We start from the raw sequence: 16680 nt of genomic DNA, 5'->3' as shown, positions 1-16680 counted from the left end.
GGTAGGCTGACATGGACAGTGCGACATCCGAGAAATCCATTATAGCGCTTGATGGCTGGTTGCAAACGCCGGCCGGCGTGTATGTGCGGGCGTGGGAGCAGGCGCGCCTGGACGAGTTGACGGCCGACATTTTCGGCTACAACGCGGTGCAGATCGGCATGCCGCAACTCGACGCGCTGGCGGCCAACCGCATGCCCAATCAATGGCTGGCAGAGACCCGCCTGGCCGGCCCGGCGCCGCAGGCGCAACCGCGCCGCACCAAGGTGGTCCTGAATTTCGACGAATTGCCGTTCGCCTCGCAAAGCCTCGACCTGGTAGTGCTGCCGCATGTGTTAGAGTTCGCCGCCGAACCGCACCAGGTATTGCGCGAAGTCGAGCGGGTTCTCATTCCCGAGGGGCAATTGATCGTGTGCGGCTTCAATCCCGCCAGCCTATGGGGCTTGCGCCAGATGGCCGGCAGGATGACCGGCTCGCACTATCTGCCGCGGGCGGGCGAATTCATCTCTATGCCGCGCATGAAAGACTGGTTAAAATTATTGAATATGGGCGTCACCCAGAGCCATTTCGGCTGTTACGCCCCGGCATGCAGGACGGAAAAGTGGTTGCACCGGTACGCCTTCATGGACCAGGCCGGCGCGCGCTGGTGGCCGTACCTGGGCGCCGTATATATCGTGCAGGCGATCAAGCGCGTCAAAGGGATGCGGCTGATCGGTCCGGCGTGGATCAAAAAACCGGTAGCGGCCTCCGCGGGCGTGCCGGTCACTAATAAAAGGCGGGAACATCAAGATGGATAAAGTGGAAATTTACGCCGACGGCGCCTGCAAGGGTAACCCGGGCACCGGCGGCTGGGGTGCCTTAATGGTGGCCGACGGCGCGGAAAAGGAAATTTTTGGCGGCGAGCTGAACACGACGAACAACCGCATGGAATTGCTGGCCGTAATCCAGGCGCTGAACACCCTCAAGCGGCCCTGTGAAGTGGTGCTGTACACCGATAGCCAGTACGTGCAAAAAGGCATCAGCGAGTGGATCCACGGCTGGAAGGCGCGCGGCTGGAAGACGGCGGCCAAGGCGCCGGTGAAGAACGTCGACCTGTGGCAGGCGCTCGACACGGCGCAGGCGGTGCACCAGGTCGAATGGCGCTGGGTGCGCGGCCACTCCGGCCACGCCGGCAACGAGCGCGCCGACCAACTGGCCAACCGCGGCGTCGAAACCGTGCGCGTGGCGCGTTAAATCGGGGGGGGGGCAGACCCGCGCGGTCCGACCCCAATCCACCCAAGTTAGGGATTTTCCAACCTTTTAACATGGTTTTTGGATCATGTGCTTGTGCGGCTTCGGCCTGGTTTTGCGTGTTTTGGATAGATTTTCCCGATGGATGTGTGTCCGTTTCGCAATCAGGCGCAGCACCTCGCGCAGTAACTTCGCCACCTTTTTTCCGAGCAGAAGGGCCGGCAACAATGGTTTGAGGGCGGTATGCGCATAGGCGTGGTTGATGCGCTCGGCTGCGCGCAGGTCGGCGCTGTCGTGGGCTGTCAAGGCCGCCAGGGTTTGCAAGTTATCGCACATGATTTTGGCGGCGACGTCCTGCACCACGGCTTGCTGGGACAGGCCNGACACATGCTCCAAATTGAGCCGATGCTTGAGCCGCTTGAAGGCTTCCTCGATACGCCAGCGCTTGTGGTAGAGGTCGCCGAAGCCGTCGGCGGGAAAGCGCGCGCTGTCGAACAAATTGGTCATCAACACCCGCACCTTGCCGTTCGGCGCGACATGGCGGACGAGGCGCNCCTGCTGGGGTTCTCGGGGGCATTCATAATCGTCGGCGTCGCGCCGGTCGGGCGCGCGCAGCATGACGAGCTGCTCGCTCAGACCGGAGCGCAGGAAGTCGCGCACGCAGGGAAAGCCGCCGTTGCCGGCCTTCTCGACGCGCATGCAGAACGCAATGTGGCGATGTTTGAGCAGCGATACCAGCCATCGGGACGGGTAGCCCCGGTCGAGCAGCAGAAGATCGGTGCCGGAAAGTCGGTCCAGGTGTTCGACCAGCATTTGCCGCTCGCCGCAGTCCTCGATGCCGTGCAGCGAGGCCGCAAGCATCAATTCCGCGCCGGGAAGGAACAGGCCGAACAGGATTTGATCGGCCAGCGCGGCGCGCTTGACGTGGCTGGCGCGCAAGCCGAATCGCATGGTCGAAGCATCAGCGGCGACCAAACGCAGGCCGCGCCAGCGCGGCACAAATCCGTGGTGCTCGGCGCGTGCGACCAGCCAGTCGTTGAGCAGGGGAATGGCCGTCAGAGACAGCTTGGCGCGCGCCTGGGCGAACGCCTGCTCAGACACCTTGCGCACCAATTGCGCACGTTGCTGCAGATGGGCGAAGAATACGTCGAGCTCGGCTTGGACGCTCATGCGCATACCGGTAAGCATCAACGCGACCAGCGCCGGCAACGGCAATTTTCGCTGGCGGGAAAATGCGGCGGGGTGTTCAATATGTCGGGCCGTCAGAAGGAATTCGACGGACTGCAAATGCGCGGCAAGATCGTTGAACAGTGCGGCAAGGGACATAGCGGCCAATGAGGTAAAAAATCTCACTGACCGCGCCCTACCTCACTGGCATGTCAAGCTTTTTATTGTATTTCGCTCTACTTTTAAAGAAAAATTCTTAACTTGGGTGGATTGGGTCCGACCCCAGCCCCACGCCCTTGGTGTATATGTCCGCGGCGCCGCCAAGACACTGCCCGCCGCCGCGCTTTGCTATACTGCCCGGCTTGCTTTCGATTCAACCTACTGACTCCCCATGCGCCAAATTGTTCTAGATACTGAAACCACCGGCTTGAACCCCCGCACCGGCGACCGCGTCATCGAAATCGGTTGCGTCGAGATGCACAACCGTATGTTAACGGGCAATAACTTCCACCGCTACATCAACCCGGAGCGCGACTCGGAAGAGGGCGCGCTGGCGGTCCACGGCCTGACTACCGAATTTCTCAGCGACAAGCCGAAGTTCGCCGAGATCATCGAGGAGCTGCGCGAATACATCGCCGGCGCCGAAGTCATCATCCACAACGCGCCGTTCGACCTGGGCTTCCTGAACGCCGAGTTCAAGCGCCTGAACGTGCCCAGCTTCAGCGAGCACATCGGCAACGTCATCGACACCCTGGTGCAGGCCAAGGAAATGCATCCGGGCAAGCGCAACTCGCTCGACGCGCTGTGCGACCGCTACGGCGTGTCGAACGCGCACCGCAAGCTGCACGGCGCCTTGCTCGACGCCGAGCTGCTGGCCGACGTCTACCTGTCGATGACGCGCGGCCAGAACAGCCTGGTCATGGAGGAGGAGGTCGAGGTGAGCGCCGACGGCGACGCGCTCGACAACGTGGCGCTGGCCGACATCATTTTCCTGCCGGCGGCGCCGGACGAGCTGGCCGAACACGAAGCGACGCTGGCGGGACTGGACAAGGCCGTCAAGGGCGCCTGCATCTGGCGCGTGCTGACCACGCCGGCTTAACGCAGGCGGCTTACTTGGCGCTCGCTTCGAGTTGCGCCATGTAGGCGCTTTCGACCTTGGCGATATCCACCTTTTTCAGCCCGGCGTCGAAGGCCTCCTGCATCGCCTTGCCCGCCGGCGTGCGCTGGAAGCAGATGTGCATGGGCCGCTCGTTAAAGGTTTTTTCGTGGAACACGATGCTGTCTTTGGCCTGCGATTTCAGCGTCATATAATGCAGCACCTGTTTGTCGACCACGATTGCCGGCAATTTTTTCGTCACCAGTTTGCGGATGTTGTTAGTGTCGCTGGTGCTCACCTCGACCGGCTGCTTACCCTGTTTCACGGCGGCGTCGAAGGCGTCGCCGTTGGCGTAACCATCGACGATGCCGATTTTCAGGGTGGCCAGGTCGGCCTGGGTTTTCCACTGCACCGGCGCATCCTTGTGGTAGCCGATGCCGGTGACGGCCTTGCCGATCGGCGCCGAAAAATAGCATTTCTTAGTTCTCTCCTCGGTGTAAAACACCGGGAAATAGCCAATGAAGGAGGGGTCGGCTTCGCCTTTTTCCACCGCTTCCTTCCACGTGAAGTAGTCGACCTTGACGCTGCCGCCGATCTGCTTGGCCGCTGCCGTGACAATCGCCCCGGAGAGTCCGTCGTTGGGTAGCGAACTGCCGGAAAACGGTAGCCAGTCCAGGCTTGCCAGATGCAGCGTTTTGGGCGCGTCGGCGGCGAGCGCCGGCAGCATTGCGGACAACAACAGGGTGACGCCACAGGTATGCACGAGCTTCATTGCGGACTCCTTGATCGACGCGACAGGGTGCCAACGTTACCCGCCAAGCTTACTCCTGTTGGAATCGGGAAATAAAGGAAAATCTTGTTGTGGAATTTCCCCTCCGTCGTCTTGCTAAATTCGAACGGGGATGTCATAATTCGCCCCGCTTCGGGAGGTTAGCTCAGGGGTAGAGCACTGCATTCACACTGCAGGGGTCGCAAGTTCGAAACTTGCACTTCCCACCAAGAATTTTGTATCGCATCGATGGCCTGGCTCTTTTTGAGTCGGGCCATTTTTGTTTCGGGCGCCGCCTTCTGCACCGGGCATCGGTCCAGTGGTCCCAGCTGGACCCGGCGAGTGCGGCGGGCGTTTAGAAAGTTTAGAGGGCGGCCCCTAACGAACTGCCGTTGCGTCTGTTTAGACTGGACACTTCGAATGCGGCCCTGCGGGGCGACGGAGGCGCCAGATGTCAGTTACCCAACAGTTTGTCCGCTATCACGATGGCTTGGAGCAAAAACAGGAAAACGAGGACGCGCTGATCGAGGACATCGTCGCGTCGATGGCGCGGGTCAACCGCAAAACCTTCGACAAGCTGCGCCATGCCGTGCGCGACGCCCACGCCAAAAGCCACGGCATTCTCAAAGGCCAGATCAGCGTCTACGACAACTTGCCGGAACCGCTGCGGCAAGGCGTGTTTTCCCGGCCGGCATCGTATCCGGCGGTGCTGCGCCTGTCGACGGCGGCCGGCGATATCCATAGCGACCGTACCTCGATGCCGCGCGGCATGGCCATCAAAATGCTGGGCGTCGACGGCCGCCAGTTGTTGCCCGGTCGCGAACTGGCCACCACCCAGGATTTGCTGCTGGTAAACCACCCGGTGATTGCGTTCGGCCACGTCGCGGCGTACGCGACAATTCAGCCGTTTGTCGAGAAGCACGTCGACGCGCCGGAAGTGTCGCGGCACATCGCCGCCGCGCTGGCGCGGGGCGGCAGCAAAGCCCTGCACGCGTTCGGCGTGGAAAACGCCGCCATCGATACGCTGGGCGCGCCCAATAGCCACATTCTCGGCGAAACCTTCTACAGCATGGCCGCCATCCGCTACGGCGACTATGTCGCCAAGGTGTGCGTGGCGCCGTTGTCCTACGGCGTGCGGCAACTGACCGGGCAATTGCTGCGCGACGGCGCCGACCCGTCGGAGTTGCGCGACCTGGTGGTCGCCTACTTTGAAAAGCAGGGCGCCGAGTACGAGGTGCGGGTGCAACTATGCACCGATACCGGGCGCATGCCGATCGAAGACGCGTCCGTGCCCTGGCCCGAACAGGAGTCGCCATATGTCCCGGTCGCCAGGCTGAGCATACCGGCGCAGCAGGCTTACAGCCCGGCGCGCAGGGTCTTCGCCGACGACGTGCTGTCGTTCAATCCATGGCACGGTATCGACGCGCATCGGCCGCTCGGCTCCATCATGCGCGTGCGCATCAAGGCGTATGAGATGTCGTCGGCCTACCGCCACCAGATGAACGCGCAGCCGCGCCTTGAAATTAGCCGCATCGAGGAAGTTCCAGATTAACGGCGCGGGGACGCGGCGCCGGCGCGGCGGCCTGCTGGAACGTCTTGTCGAGCACTACATGGTAGGCGGGGTTGCTGGCGGTGACGCCGAGCTCGTCGAACGTTTCCAGCGCCGCCAGCAGGATCGCTTGTTGAACGTCCATGTACTTGCCATAGGATGCAGGCGATAAGAACAACAAAAGCCGCCCAAGGGCGGCTTTCGATGACCCACCGGGGCAAACGCCCCGGCAACCCACTGGCGTCAGGCCGAGGCCGGCGCATGCGCCTCGGAGGTCGACTTGATGTCTTCGGCGTTGGCCCGCTCGAAAATCTCCTTGGCAACCTTGATCTGGTCGCCATTTTCCGCGTGGACCGAGATCAATACGTTACCGTTGCGCACTTTGTTGTCGTACTGCTTGGCCTCCAACTCGGGTATGCCCATGCCGACCAGCCCGCCGATAATGCCGCCGGTGGCGCCGCCGAGCGCGGCGCCACCGAGCGCCGCCATGATCGGGCCGGCGGCGATGAACGGACCGACGCCCGGAATGGCCAGCGAGCCGATGCCGGCCAGCCAGCCGAGGATCGCGCCGGCGCCCATGCCGGCGACACCGCCGCTGGCGGCGCCCTCAGGCATTTTGGTGTTCTGTTCGTGGGCGAAGTCGCGCGTGCCGGACTTGTCCGGGAACAGGACCGAAATGTCGTTGCTGGAGAAGCCGGCGCTCTTCAAATTGTTAACGATAATCTCGGCGTGCGGATGGTCCTGGGCGATGCAATAGACGGCGTTGTGCATGGTGTGCTCCTAAAATTAATGGGTTTTAATATCGAGGCTGTTATTGACGCTGGAGACGCCGGCGACCTGCTTCGCCAGCGCTTCGATCTTGCTTTTCTCGGTGTCGCTGTTGACGGGGCCGCGCAGCGTGACGACGCCGTTGGCGACCAGGATCTTGACGTTGTGCGCGCTGGTCGACAGCGACTTGTCGTCGACCACGGTGCGGCGCACCGCCGCCAGCAGCTTGCGGTCCGACTCGGCGTTCGATTGGGCTTGCGGCGTGGCGGTGGCGGCGGTCTTATCGCGCGCGTTCAGCAGCGTATTGTCGGCTACCGGCGAAGCCTGGCCGTGTGCGGCCGGCATGGTGGCCTTTGGCGCGCTGCTCTGGTCCGTGGCCAGGGCGGCGCCACAAGATAAGACGAGAGACAGTCCGATAAATGTTGCTGCGTGTCGCATGGCGTACTCCCTTCGGTGAATTGGCGTGCTCAGTGCCGGAGTAGCCAGAATAAACAAGGCAAGCGTGCTGGTCTGTTAAACACCCAACCTTAGGGCAATGAAAGCGCGGGCGGGATGGCTTTCTGCTCGGCCAACCCGCGCATGATGGCCAGGAACACCTGCAGCACCGGCGACGGGTCTTGTTTGCGGTAGGTCGCGTACAGCGTGGTGCTGGGCGCCGGCTCCACCAGCTTGCGGTAGGACACGCCGGCGTGGGGGAACATCACCGTCGAGGCCGGCAGCAGGCCGATTCCCAGGCCTTCCCTGACCAGGCTAAGCAAGGTCTGCACTTCGACGACTTGCTGGTAGATGCGCGGCGTAAAGCCCGCTTCGATGCAGCTTTGGTACAGGTAGGCGGCAAATTGCGACTGGTCGAGCTTGAACGAAATGAAGGGCTGCTCGGCCAGGTCCGCCAGGCGCAGGCGCGCCCGCTTGGCCAGCGGGTGCTGCTGCGGCAGCACGACGGCGATCGCCTCGCTGGCAAGCGCCTCGCTGACCAGTTGCGGGTCTTGCTGCGCGGTGCGGAACAGGCACAGGTCGAGCCGGCGCTCCTTCAAGGCCACCAGTTGCGCCGCCGGCATCATCTCGTGCAAGGTCCATTTGACGTCGGGATGGCGGTCCTGGAACAGCCGCAGCGCGCGCGGCAGCACGCCGACCATCACCGAACTGATCATTCCAATTTCCAACGTGCCCAGGTGGCCGCGCCCCGCCTGGCGGGTCAGGTCGACGGCGCGCGCCATTTGCGCGAAGACCAGCGCGGCCTGGCTTTTCAGCGCCACGCCGGCCGCCGTCAGCTCGACGCGGCGTTGGGTGCGCAGGAACAGCGGCGTGCCCAGCTCGCCTTCGAGCAGGCGGATTTGCTGGCTTAGCGGCGGTTGCGACATGTTCAGCCGGGTCGCCGCGCGGCCGAAATGGAGCTCTTCCGCAAGCACGGAAAAGTAGCGTAGAAGGCGCAGATCCATATTCTGTCGATATCAATGATGGCTGAAGAATACATTGTACAAATAAATAGCCCCTCGCCATACTTTCAGCCACGTCATCACGAAACAATCCAGTCCGGCGTGTCGACACCGCAACAGTTGATTGCAGCGCTCGCGCCGGCGATCCAGGAGAGCTGAACATGATCCACCCGAACGTCTACGGTAAATCCTCTCCGGTCCGGGCCGCGGCCGAGACCCCGGCCCTGTGGGTGCTGCGCGGGCATCTGGCGCTGACCGGCGCCGCCGCCGAGTAAAGGATGGCCATAGGCCGGGTGAGCGCATTGGCGCCGCCGGCCACGTGGCAGCTTGATTTTCGCAGCACCGATGTTTGCGCATCGCCGCAAGGCCACGAGCAGGAAACTGCGCGGCACTGGAACGCGACTGGCGCCCACCGATTGGGGACCGCATGACTAGCTCAGCGCAATTGCATTCCGTCGATGAAGTGTTGCCCCGGGCCACGCTGTGCGTGCTGGGCCTGCAGCATGTGTTGGTGATGTACGCGGGCGCCATCGCCGTGCCGCTGATTGTCGGCGGCGCCTTGCGCCTGCCCAAGGAGGAGTTGGCGTTCCTGATCAGCGCCGACCTGTTCTGTTGCGGCCTCGTCACCATGTTGCAGTGCATAGGCGTGTGGAATATCGGCATCCGCCTGCCCGTGATGATGGGCGTCGCCTTCACGGCGGTCGCGCCGATCATCGCCATCGGCCTCGGTCCCGGGCTCGGCATGCCGGCGGTGTTCGGCGCGGTGATTGCCTCCGGCGTCTTCACCTACGTGGCGGCGCCGTACATGAGCGGCCTGGCGCGCTGGTTCCCCCCGGTCGTCACCGGCACGGTGGTGCTGGTAATCGGCATCTCGCTGCTGCGGGTCGGCATCAATTGGGTCGCCGGCGGCCAGCCGACGCTGCCGGGGCCCCACGGGCCGGTCGCCAATCCCCTGTACGGCGTGCCGCTCAACCTGGGCATCGCCGCCAGCGTGCTGGCGACGGTGTTGCTGGTCAGCGCAACGCTGCGCGGTTTCCTTGCCAACATCTCGGTCTTGCTCGGCATCGCGGTGGGTTGCGCCATTGCCGTCGTCTTCGGCAAGGTCAGCTTCGCCGGCATCGGCGCCGCCGCATGGTTCAACCTGGTCACGCCGTTCCATTTCGGCCCGCCCAGCTTTGACCCGATGGCCATCGCCACGCTCAGCGTCGTCATGGTCGTCATCATGATCGAGTCGACCGGCCTGTTCATGGCGCTGGGCGAGATCACCGAGCGGCCGGTGAGCGAACGGGACCTGGCGCGCGGACTGCGCGCCGACGGCGTCGGCAACATCATCGGTGGCGTCTTCGGCACCTTCAGCTACACCTCGTATTCGCAAAATATCGGCCTGGTCCAGATCACCGGCGTGCGCAGCCGCTGGGTCTGCGCGGTCGCCGGCGCCATGCTGGTGGTGCTCGGCTGCGTGCCGAAACTGGCTTTCCTGGCGGCCTCGATTCCGCCGTACGTGCTGGGCGGCGCGGCCATGGTGATGTTCGGCATGGTGGCCGCCAGCGGCGTCAAGATCCTGTCGCGCGCCGATTTCCACGGCAACGGCAAGAACCTGTATGTGGTCGCCGTCAGCGTTGCGCTCGGCATGATCCCGTTGGTGGCCGAGCATTTCTTCGCGCAGTTGCCCGAGTTGGCGGCCAAGTTCTTGCATAACGGCATTTTACTGGGATCGTTCTCGGCCGTGCTGCTGAACCTGCTTTTCAACCGTCCGGGCAGGGCCGCCCGGACGCCGTTCGGCGCCCGCGACGAACCGCGCAACGTGGCTTGAACCGTTTTCTACGACATGGCGAACAATTATGGATAGCATCAACCTGGAAGTATTAAGCGCCTGCGCGGCGTGGATAGCCGAGGGGCGCCGCTGCGAACTGGTGACGGTCGTCAAGACCTGGGGTTCCAGCCCGCGCCCGGAAGGCGCCATGCTGGCCCTGTGCGAGGACGGCGCGGTGGTCGGTTCGGTGTCCGGCGGCTGTATCGAGGACGATTTGATCGAACGGGTGGGCAAGCGCGGCATCGGCGCCGGCTTGCCGCGGATCGTACGCTACGGCATCGGCGCCGACGAGGCGCACCGCTTCGGGCTACCGTGCGGCGGCGCCATCGAACTGGCGATCGAGCCGCTCGGCGCCGCCAGCCAGATCGCGGCGCTGCTGCGGCGCCTGGCGCGGCATGAACTGGTGGCGCGCCGGCTCGACCTGGCCACCGGCGCGGTGACGCTGGGGCCGGCCGGCGGCGCCATCGGCTTGCGGCTGTCGGCCACGGCGCTGACCACCTTTCACGGGCCGCGCTGGCGCCTGCTGATCATTGGCGCCGGGCAATTGTCGCGCTTCCTGGCGCAGATCGCCGTTGGCATGGATTACCACGTGACGGTGTGCGATCCGCGCGAAGAGTACCGCGCCGGCTGGCAGGTGGCCGGCGTCGACCTGGTGCACGCCATGCCGGACGACCTGGCCGTCGCCATGCGCCTCGACGGCCATAGCGCCGTCGTTGCGCTCACGCACGATCCGAAACTCGACGACCTGGCGTTGATGGAGGCGCTGCGCAGCGACGCGTTCTATGTCGGCGCGATCGGTTCGCGCCACAACAACGCCCGGCGGCGCGAGCGGCTGATGCTGTTCGACGTCAGCGAGGCGCAACTGGAGAGGTTGCACGGCCCGATCGGCTTGTACATCGGCAGCACGACACCGGCCGAGATCGCCATCGCCATCCTCGCCGAGATGACGGCGGTAAAGAATGGCGTGCCCCTGCTGGCCGAGGCGCGCATCGAAAACGCCAAGCTGGCGCTGCGGCGGGCCGATTCCGACGCGGCGTGCCAGTTATGAAAAAACGCCTGGTCATCGCCATCACCGGCGCCAGCGGCGCGGTCTACGGCGTGCGGATGCTGCAGGTGCTGGCCCGGCTCGACGAATGGGAGAGCCATCTGGTGATGTCGGCCTCGGGCGCGCTGACCGCCACGCACGAGCTGGGCATGCGCAAGTCGCAGATCGAGGCGCTGGCCGACGTGGTGTACAACGTGCGCGACATCGGCGCCAGCGTCGCCAGCGGCTCGTTCCGGTGCGACGGCATGGTTATCGCGCCGTGTTCGATGCGCACGCTGGCCGCCGTCGCGCACGGGCTGGCCGACAACCTGGTCACGCGCGCGGCCGACGTTATGCTCAAGGAACGGCGCCGGCTGGTCTTGCTGGCGCGCGAGACGCCGCTGAATCTGGCGCATCTGCGCAACATGACGGCGGTCACGGAACTGGGCGCGATTGTCTGCCCGCCGGTGCCGGCTTTCTATACCCGGCCGCAGAGCATCGACGAGATCGTCGACCACACGGTCGGCCGCGCGCTCGACCTGTTCGACGTCGCGCACGCCGGCCTGGTGCGGCGCTGGCAGGGCATCCAAGCGGGCGCCGGGCCTGATGTATCCATCGGCGAACACAATGGGCGCGGCTCCGGCGCCGCGAAGGAGGGGTGATCGACAGCTGATTAACATGAAAACTTAAGCCATATCGAGTGGGTAGAAGCGATCAGCTCTTCGTTTCCGGGCGCCATGCCGGGATGCGAGCGGGAAATTGCTCACTGTTACAGCCGTCGTCCGCGGACGCGGACGGCCCGACAGTGACCCTTCTACCAGAGAGCCGCATGCATCACTTGCCTTTTCGCCTTGTTGCGCCGTGCACCTTGCAGGCCGACCCCTTCCGCGCCGATCCCGTGCCGCCGCGCCTGCCGCGCTATACCCTGGCGCGCGGCGTCGGTGCGGCCGCTGTTGCGGCCATCGGCGTGAACACCGCCGCGCCCGCCCGCCGGCATTTCCCCAGCCCTGCCACCAACCATTTGGAGACGACATGAACCAGCCCAACAACCAGACCCCGGACCAGCCGCGCAATGCGCACGGCAGCGGCGAGCGCAACGAGCAGAAACAGGTTCCGGTGACGATACTGACCGGTTTTTTGGGCTCGGGCAAGACCACGCTGCTCAACTACATCCTGACCGAGAAGCATGGCCTGCGCATCGCCGTGATTGAAAACGAGTTCGGCGAAATCGACGTCGACTCGGATCTGGTGCTGACGTCCGAGGAAGAGATCTTCCAGATGACCAACGGCTGCATCTGCTGCGTGGTCGACGTGCGTACCGACCTGGTGCGCATCCTGCAAACGCTGCTGGCGCGCAGCGACAAGTTCGACCACATCCTGGTCGAAACCAGCGGCCTGGCCGATCCGACGCCGGTGGCCGCGACCTTTTTCATGGACAACGAGGTGGCGCGCCAAGTCTGCCTCGACGGCGTGGTGACGCTGGTCGACGCGCTGCACATCGACAGCCACCTCAGCGATCCGGCGCTGGCGGGCATGGACAACCAGGCCGTCGACCAGATTGTCGCGGCCGACCGCATCATCATCAACAAGACCGACCTGGTCGACGACGCCGCGCTGCAGCTGCTGGAAAGGCGCATTCGCGGCATCAACCAGGGCGCGCAGATCATGCGCTCCAGCCACGCCCAGGTCGACCTGGGCAAGATCCTGGGCATCGGCGGCTTCGCATCGTCGTCGGTGCTGGCCTGCGATCCGCACTTCATGGATGAGCACGAGCACGTGTGCGACGACGTTTGCGCGCACGAGCACGGCCATGAACACGGGCGCGCCGACGCCGGCGCGCACGGCGCGCGCCGCGACCACGGCCACGCGCACGATCCGTCGGTGCTGTCGGTTTCCTTCACCTTCGGCGCGCCGTTCAACAAGCAAGGCCTCGACGCCTACCTGGCGCAACTGCTGGCCGAACGCGGTGACGACCTGTTCCGCCTGAAGGGCATTTTGTCCATCGCCGGGGAAGGGCGGCGCTACGTGTTGCAGGCGGTTCACCGGGTGCTGGAGTTGCGCGCCGCCGACGCCTGGGACGGCGCCGCCGCGCGCTCCAGCAAGCTGGTGTTCATCGGCCGCAACCTCGACAGGGCCGGCCTGGACGCCGGCTTGCGCGCCTGTATCGAGACCCCGGCGCCGCGCGCCATCCTGGGCTTGCCGGGCGCCGCGCGCGCAACCGCCGCCGTGGCGACGGAGGCCGGCGCATGAACGACATCAACAATACGCCGCGGCTGGCGCTGCGCGGCATCCGCAAGGTCTATCCGTCGGTGGTGGCCAACGACGGCATCGACCTGCGCGTGATGCCGGGCGAAATCCACGCGGTGCTGGGCGAGAACGGCGCCGGCAAATCAACGCTGATGAAAATCATCTACGGCGTCACCCGGCAGAGCTCCGGCGAGATGATCTGGGAAGACCGACCGGTGCAGGTGAGCAGCCCGGCGCATGCGCGCAGCCTGGGCATTGGCATGGTGTTCCAGCATTTTTCGCTGTTCGACACCTTGACGGTGGTGGAAAACGTCGCGCTGTCGCTGCCGGGCCGGCCCGACCTGGCCGACCTGGCGCGGCGGGTCGAGACGGTGTCGGCGCGCTACGGCCTGCCGGTCGACCCGCGCCGGCTCGCGCACGGCCTGTCGGTCGGCGAGCGCCAGCGGGTCGAGATTATTCGTTGCCTGCTGCAAAACCCGAAGCTGCTGATCATGGACGAGCCGACCTCGGTACTGACGCCGCAGGCGGTGCGCAAGCTGTTCGACACGCTGCGCCAGCTCGCCGCCGAAGGTTGCAGCATCCTCTACATCAGCCACAAGCTCGATGAAATCAAGGAACTGTGCCACAAGGCCACGGTACTGCGCGCCGGCAAGGTCAGCGGCGCCTGCGTGCCGGCGCAGGAAACGCTGCGCTCGATGGCGCGCTTGATGATCGGCAAGGACCTGCCGCAATGCAACCGCGGCGCGGCCGCCGCCACCGGCCAGGCGCGCCTGTGCGTGGACGCCTTGTCGCTGGCGTCGCTCGAACCGTTCGGCGTCGACCTGCGGGAGATCGGCCTGCAGGTGCGGGCCGGCGAAATCGTCGGCATCGCCGGCGTCTCCGGCAACGGCCAGCAGGAGCTGTTGTGCGCGCTGTCGGGCGAAACCCCGCTGCTGCGGGACACGGCGGCGCAGGTGTGCGGCGTGGCCGCCGGGCGCATGACGCCGGACCGGCGCCGCCTGCTGGGCCTGTGCTTCGTGCCGGAAGAACGGCTCGGCCGCGGCGCCGTGCCGCGCATGTCGCTGGCGCAGAACGCGCTGCTGACGGCGCACGGCAGCGGCCTGCTGCGCCACGGGCTGATCCGCTTCAAGGCGACGCGCGACTTCGCCGAACGCTGCATCGCCCGCTTCAACGTCAAGTGCGGCGGCGCCGACGCGCAGGCCCGCTCGCTGTCGGGCGGCAACCTGCAAAAGTTCATCGTCGGGCGCGAAATCATGCAGCAGCCCAAGCTGTTGATCATCGCCCAGCCGACCTGGGGCGTGGACGTCGGCGCCGCCGCCTTCATCCGCCAGTCGCTGCTGGACCTGCGCAACGCCGGCGCGGCGGTGCTGGTGATCTCGGAGGAACTCGACGAGTTGTTTGAAATCTGCGACCGCATCGCCGTCATCGCCGGCGGACGGCTGTCGCCGGCCACGCCGACGCATCTGACCAACGCCGAGGAAGTCGGGCTGCGCATGAGCGGCGTGTGGGACGGCGCGAGCGCGGGCGGCGCCGACAAGGGCGCTTGCGCCAGGGGGAGTGAATATGTTGCTTAAACTTGAAGCGCGGCCGGCGGCGTCGCCGCGCATGCGCGCGCTGTCGCCGTTGATCGCGGTGGCGCTGACGCTGCTGGCCAGCCTGTTCCTGTTCGCCGCCCTCGGCAAGGACCCGGTCCTGGGGTTCAAGGTGTTCTTCATCAATCCGCTGCGCGACCTGTATGCGCTGTCCGAATTGTTGTTGAAGGCGACGCCGCTGATGCTGATCGGCATCGGCCTGGCAGTCGGTTACCGCGCCAACGTGTGGAACATCGGCGCCGAGGGCCAGTTCATCCTCGGCGCGATTGCCGCCACCGGCGTCGCGCTGTATTTCCGGCAGGCCGGCGGCGCCTGGCTGCTGGCGGCGATGGTGTTGGCGGGCGCGCTGGGCGGCGCCGCGTGGGCGGCGATCCCGGCGCTGCTGCGCAACCGTTTCCGCGCCAACGAAATCCTGGTGACGCTGATGCTGGTGTATATCGCCCAGTTGCTGGCCTCGTGGCTGGTGCACGGACCGTGGAAAAACCCCGAGGGCTTCAATTTTCCGCAAACCCGGCTGTTCCCCGACGCGGCCATGTTGCCGCTGCTCATAGAGGGCAGCCGCCTGAACGCGGCGTTCCTGATGGCGCTGGCCGCGCTCGGGGTCGGCTACATCTTCCTCGAACGCAGCTTCCACGGTTACCAGATGCGGGTTGCCGGCGAGGCCGACGCGGCGGCGCGCTACGCCGGCTATTCGAGCCGGCGCACCGTCTGGATCGGCATGCTGGCCGGCGGCGCCGCGGCCGGCGTCGCCGGCATGGCGGAGGTGGCCGGGCCGATGGGCCAGCTGACCGAGTCCATCTCCAGCGGCTACGGCTTCGCGGCGATCATCGTCGCCTTCGTCGGGCGCCTGCATCCGCTCGGCATCTGCCTGGCCAGCCTGCTGATGGCGCTGCTGTTCCTCGGCGGCGAACAGGCCCAGCAGTTCATCAACCTGCCGTCGTCGATCTCCAAGGTATTCCAGGGCATGTTGCTGTTCTTCCTGCTCGGGGCCGACTTGTTCATCGGCTACCGTCTGCGTCTCGATCGCAACGCCACACTTGGAAAGTTGATATGGAAAACCACCTGATCACCTCGATGTTGGCCGCCGCCATCGTCGCCGGCACGCCCCTGATCCTGGTCGCCATGGGCGAACTCGTCACCGAAAAGGCCGGCGTGCTGAACCTGGGCGCCGAGGGCATGATGTCGATCGGCGCGGTAGCGGCGTTCGCGGCCGCCTTCGCCGGCGCCAGCCCGCCGCTGGCGGTGCTGGCCGGCGTCGCGGCGGCCAGCGCGCTGTCGCTGCTGTTCGGTTTCCTGACCTTGACGATGCTGGCCAACCAGGTCGCCTCCGGCCTGGCGCTGGCGATCTTCGGCGTCGGCCTGGCCGCCTTCATCGGCAAGCCCTACGAGTCGGCGCCGTTGCCGCTGGTGGCGCCGCTGCGCATTCCCATCCTGGCCGATATTCCGGTACTGGGGGCGGCGTGCTTCAACCAGCAATCGATGGTGTATGTTTCCTGGCTGCTGGTGGCGGCGGTGCTGTGGTTCCTGTACCGCAGCCGCTGGGGCCTGGTGCTGCGCGCGGTCGGCGAATCGCCGGCGTCGGCCCACGCGGTCGGCTACCGGGTGATCGCGCTGCGCTACGCCGCCGTCGCCTTCGGCGGCGCCACGGCCGGCATGGGCGGCGCCTTCATGTCGGTGTATTACACGCCGTTGTGGGCCGAGGGCATGGTGGCCGGCCGCGGCTGGATCGCGCTGGCGCTGGTGGTGTTCGCCACCTGGCGCCCGCTGCGGGTGGTCCTGGGCGCCTACCTGTTCGGCGGCGTGATGATCGCCCAGCTATTCGTGCAAGGCTCCGGCCTGAAGCTCGACGTGCCGTCGCAACTGCTGTCGGCGCTGCCCTATATCGCCACCATCGTCGTGCTGGTGCTGATTTCGCGCAACGCCCACACCATCCGGCTGCATTCGCCGGCGTCGCTGGGCCAGCCGTTCCGGCCGGACGCCTGAGGTCCGCCC

19 protein-coding genes and 1 tRNA gene are annotated in these 16680 nt (G+C 65.5%); 14 read left to right on the top strand and 6 right to left on the bottom strand.

Translation table 11 applies throughout. The features are described 5' to 3' along the window. The first annotated feature begins 11 nt into the window (after nt 1-11). Both JANGC3_RS0106830 and rnhA read left to right on the top strand, forming a co-directional pair. On the top strand, nt 12-794 hold the full coding sequence (locus JANGC3_RS0106830) for a class I SAM-dependent methyltransferase (RefSeq protein WP_026132662.1): 783 nt from the start codon (nt 12-14) through the stop codon (nt 792-794). Then, entirely contained in the window at nt 787-1230 is a 444-nt protein-coding gene (gene rnhA, locus JANGC3_RS0106825) for a ribonuclease HI (RefSeq protein ID WP_017875738.1), read from the top strand. Before JANGC3_RS0106830 ends, rnhA begins: the two co-directional genes overlap by 8 nt. A 66-nt stretch (nt 1231-1296) precedes the next feature. Here rnhA and JANGC3_RS0106820 read toward each other — a convergent pair whose 3' ends face one another. Beyond that, nucleotides 1297-2436: an IS4 family transposase gene (locus tag JANGC3_RS0106820; RefSeq protein WP_017875737.1), complete on the bottom strand. Its 1140-nt coding sequence runs from the start codon at nt 2434-2436 to the stop codon at nt 1297-1299. Between JANGC3_RS0106820 and JANGC3_RS33560 the strand changes: the two genes are divergently transcribed. Next, a complete protein-coding gene (locus tag JANGC3_RS33560) occupies nt 2386-2565 on the top strand; it encodes a hypothetical protein (RefSeq protein ID WP_232429812.1) in 180 nt (59 codons plus the stop codon). The two genes, JANGC3_RS0106820 and JANGC3_RS33560, sit on opposite strands and share 51 nt — an antisense overlap. 220 nt (nt 2566-2785) lie before the next feature. Next, nucleotides 2786-3493 carry a DNA polymerase III subunit epsilon gene (dnaQ, locus tag JANGC3_RS0106810; protein ID WP_026132660.1) on the top strand — a complete coding sequence of 236 codons (708 nt, stop codon included), beginning with the start codon at nt 2786-2788 and terminating at the stop codon, nt 3491-3493. 10 nt (nt 3494-3503) lie between these two features. Here dnaQ and JANGC3_RS0106805 read toward each other — a convergent pair whose 3' ends face one another. Next, entirely contained in the window at nt 3504-4262 is a 759-nt protein-coding gene (locus tag JANGC3_RS0106805; protein WP_017875735.1) for a substrate-binding periplasmic protein, read from the bottom strand. Between the two features lie 152 nt (nt 4263-4414). On the opposite strand from JANGC3_RS0106805, the gene JANGC3_RS0106800 reads away from it, so the two are divergent. Together JANGC3_RS0106800 and JANGC3_RS0106795 are read left to right on the top strand one after the other, a co-directional pair. Beyond that, nucleotides 4415-4489 (top strand) — tRNA-Val (locus JANGC3_RS0106800). A 221-nt stretch (nt 4490-4710) separates the two neighbouring features. Further along, nucleotides 4711-5811 (top strand): catalase family protein, encoded by a 1101-nt coding sequence (locus JANGC3_RS0106795; RefSeq protein WP_026132658.1) that lies wholly within the window; start codon nt 4711-4713, stop codon nt 5809-5811. Here JANGC3_RS0106795 and JANGC3_RS32415 read toward each other — a convergent pair. The 4 genes from JANGC3_RS32415 to JANGC3_RS0106775 all read right to left on the bottom strand — a co-directional run bounded on the left by JANGC3_RS32415 (nt 5783) and on the right by JANGC3_RS0106775 (nt 8015). Continuing rightward, nucleotides 5783-5953: a hypothetical protein gene (locus JANGC3_RS32415; RefSeq protein ID WP_157406492.1), complete on the bottom strand. Its 171-nt coding sequence runs from the start codon at nt 5951-5953 to the stop codon at nt 5783-5785. The genes JANGC3_RS0106795 and JANGC3_RS32415 overlap by 29 nt on opposite strands. 98 nt (nt 5954-6051) lie before the next feature. Then, nucleotides 6052-6579 (bottom strand): hypothetical protein, encoded by a 528-nt coding sequence (locus JANGC3_RS0106785; protein ID WP_017875733.1) that lies wholly within the window; start codon nt 6577-6579, stop codon nt 6052-6054. 15 nt (nt 6580-6594) lie between these two features. Continuing rightward, nucleotides 6595-6921 carry a BON domain-containing protein gene (locus JANGC3_RS0106780; protein ID WP_017875732.1) on the bottom strand — a complete coding sequence of 109 codons (327 nt, stop codon included), beginning with the start codon at nt 6919-6921 and terminating at the stop codon, nt 6595-6597. Nucleotides 6922-7103: 182 nt separating this feature from the next. Then, the gene (locus JANGC3_RS0106775) at nt 7104-8015 is read right to left on the bottom strand and encodes a LysR family transcriptional regulator (RefSeq protein ID WP_017875731.1); all 912 of its coding nucleotides are present in this window, start codon (nt 8013-8015) and stop codon (nt 7104-7106) included. Nucleotides 8016-8439: 424 nt separating this feature from the next. Here JANGC3_RS0106775 and JANGC3_RS28585 point away from each other — a divergent pair, with 424 nt between their 5' ends. The 8 genes from JANGC3_RS28585 (at nt 8440) to JANGC3_RS0106730 (ending at nt 16671) form a co-directional block, all read left to right on the top strand. Continuing rightward, a complete protein-coding gene (locus tag JANGC3_RS28585) occupies nt 8440-9825 on the top strand; it encodes a nucleobase:cation symporter-2 family protein (protein ID WP_051068237.1) in 1386 nt (461 codons plus the stop codon). Nucleotides 9826-9853: 28 nt separating this feature from the next. Further along, the gene (locus tag JANGC3_RS0106760) at nt 9854-10873 is read left to right on the top strand and encodes an XdhC family protein (RefSeq protein ID WP_017875728.1); all 1020 of its coding nucleotides are present in this window, start codon (nt 9854-9856) and stop codon (nt 10871-10873) included. Then, entirely contained in the window at nt 10870-11511 is a 642-nt protein-coding gene (locus tag JANGC3_RS0106755; RefSeq protein WP_017875727.1) for a UbiX family flavin prenyltransferase, read from the top strand. Before JANGC3_RS0106760 ends, JANGC3_RS0106755 begins: the two co-directional genes overlap by 4 nt. Before the next feature lie 167 nt (nt 11512-11678). Further along, complete coding sequence (locus tag JANGC3_RS32410; RefSeq protein ID WP_157406491.1) at nt 11679-11885, top strand: hypothetical protein; 207 nt, start codon at nt 11679-11681, stop codon at nt 11883-11885. Continuing rightward, nucleotides 11882-13099, top strand: coding sequence for a CobW family GTP-binding protein (locus JANGC3_RS0106745; RefSeq protein WP_017875725.1), 1218 nt, complete (start codon nt 11882-11884; stop codon nt 13097-13099). Before JANGC3_RS32410 ends, JANGC3_RS0106745 begins: the two co-directional genes overlap by 4 nt. After that, nucleotides 13096-14670 (top strand): ABC transporter ATP-binding protein, encoded by a 1575-nt coding sequence (locus tag JANGC3_RS0106740; RefSeq protein ID WP_017875724.1) that lies wholly within the window; start codon nt 13096-13098, stop codon nt 14668-14670. Before JANGC3_RS0106745 ends, JANGC3_RS0106740 begins: the two co-directional genes overlap by 4 nt. Continuing rightward, on the top strand, nt 14660-15754 hold the full coding sequence (locus JANGC3_RS0106735; RefSeq protein WP_198292001.1) for an ABC transporter permease: 1095 nt from the start codon (nt 14660-14662) through the stop codon (nt 15752-15754). The genes JANGC3_RS0106740 and JANGC3_RS0106735 overlap by 11 nt, the downstream gene beginning before the upstream one ends. Further along, the gene (locus tag JANGC3_RS0106730; RefSeq protein ID WP_017875722.1) at nt 15739-16671 is read left to right on the top strand and encodes an ABC transporter permease; all 933 of its coding nucleotides are present in this window, start codon (nt 15739-15741) and stop codon (nt 16669-16671) included. The genes JANGC3_RS0106735 and JANGC3_RS0106730 overlap by 16 nt, the downstream gene beginning before the upstream one ends. Nucleotides 16672-16680 lie beyond the last annotated feature (9 nt).

The sequence above is a fragment of the Janthinobacterium sp. CG3 genome (genome assembly GCF_000344615.1).
Classification (GTDB): Bacteria; Pseudomonadota; Gammaproteobacteria; order Burkholderiales; family Burkholderiaceae_D; genus Janthinobacterium.
The sequence above is the reverse complement of the archived record's forward strand: the minus strand, read 5'-3'. Positions and strand labels throughout refer to the sequence as shown.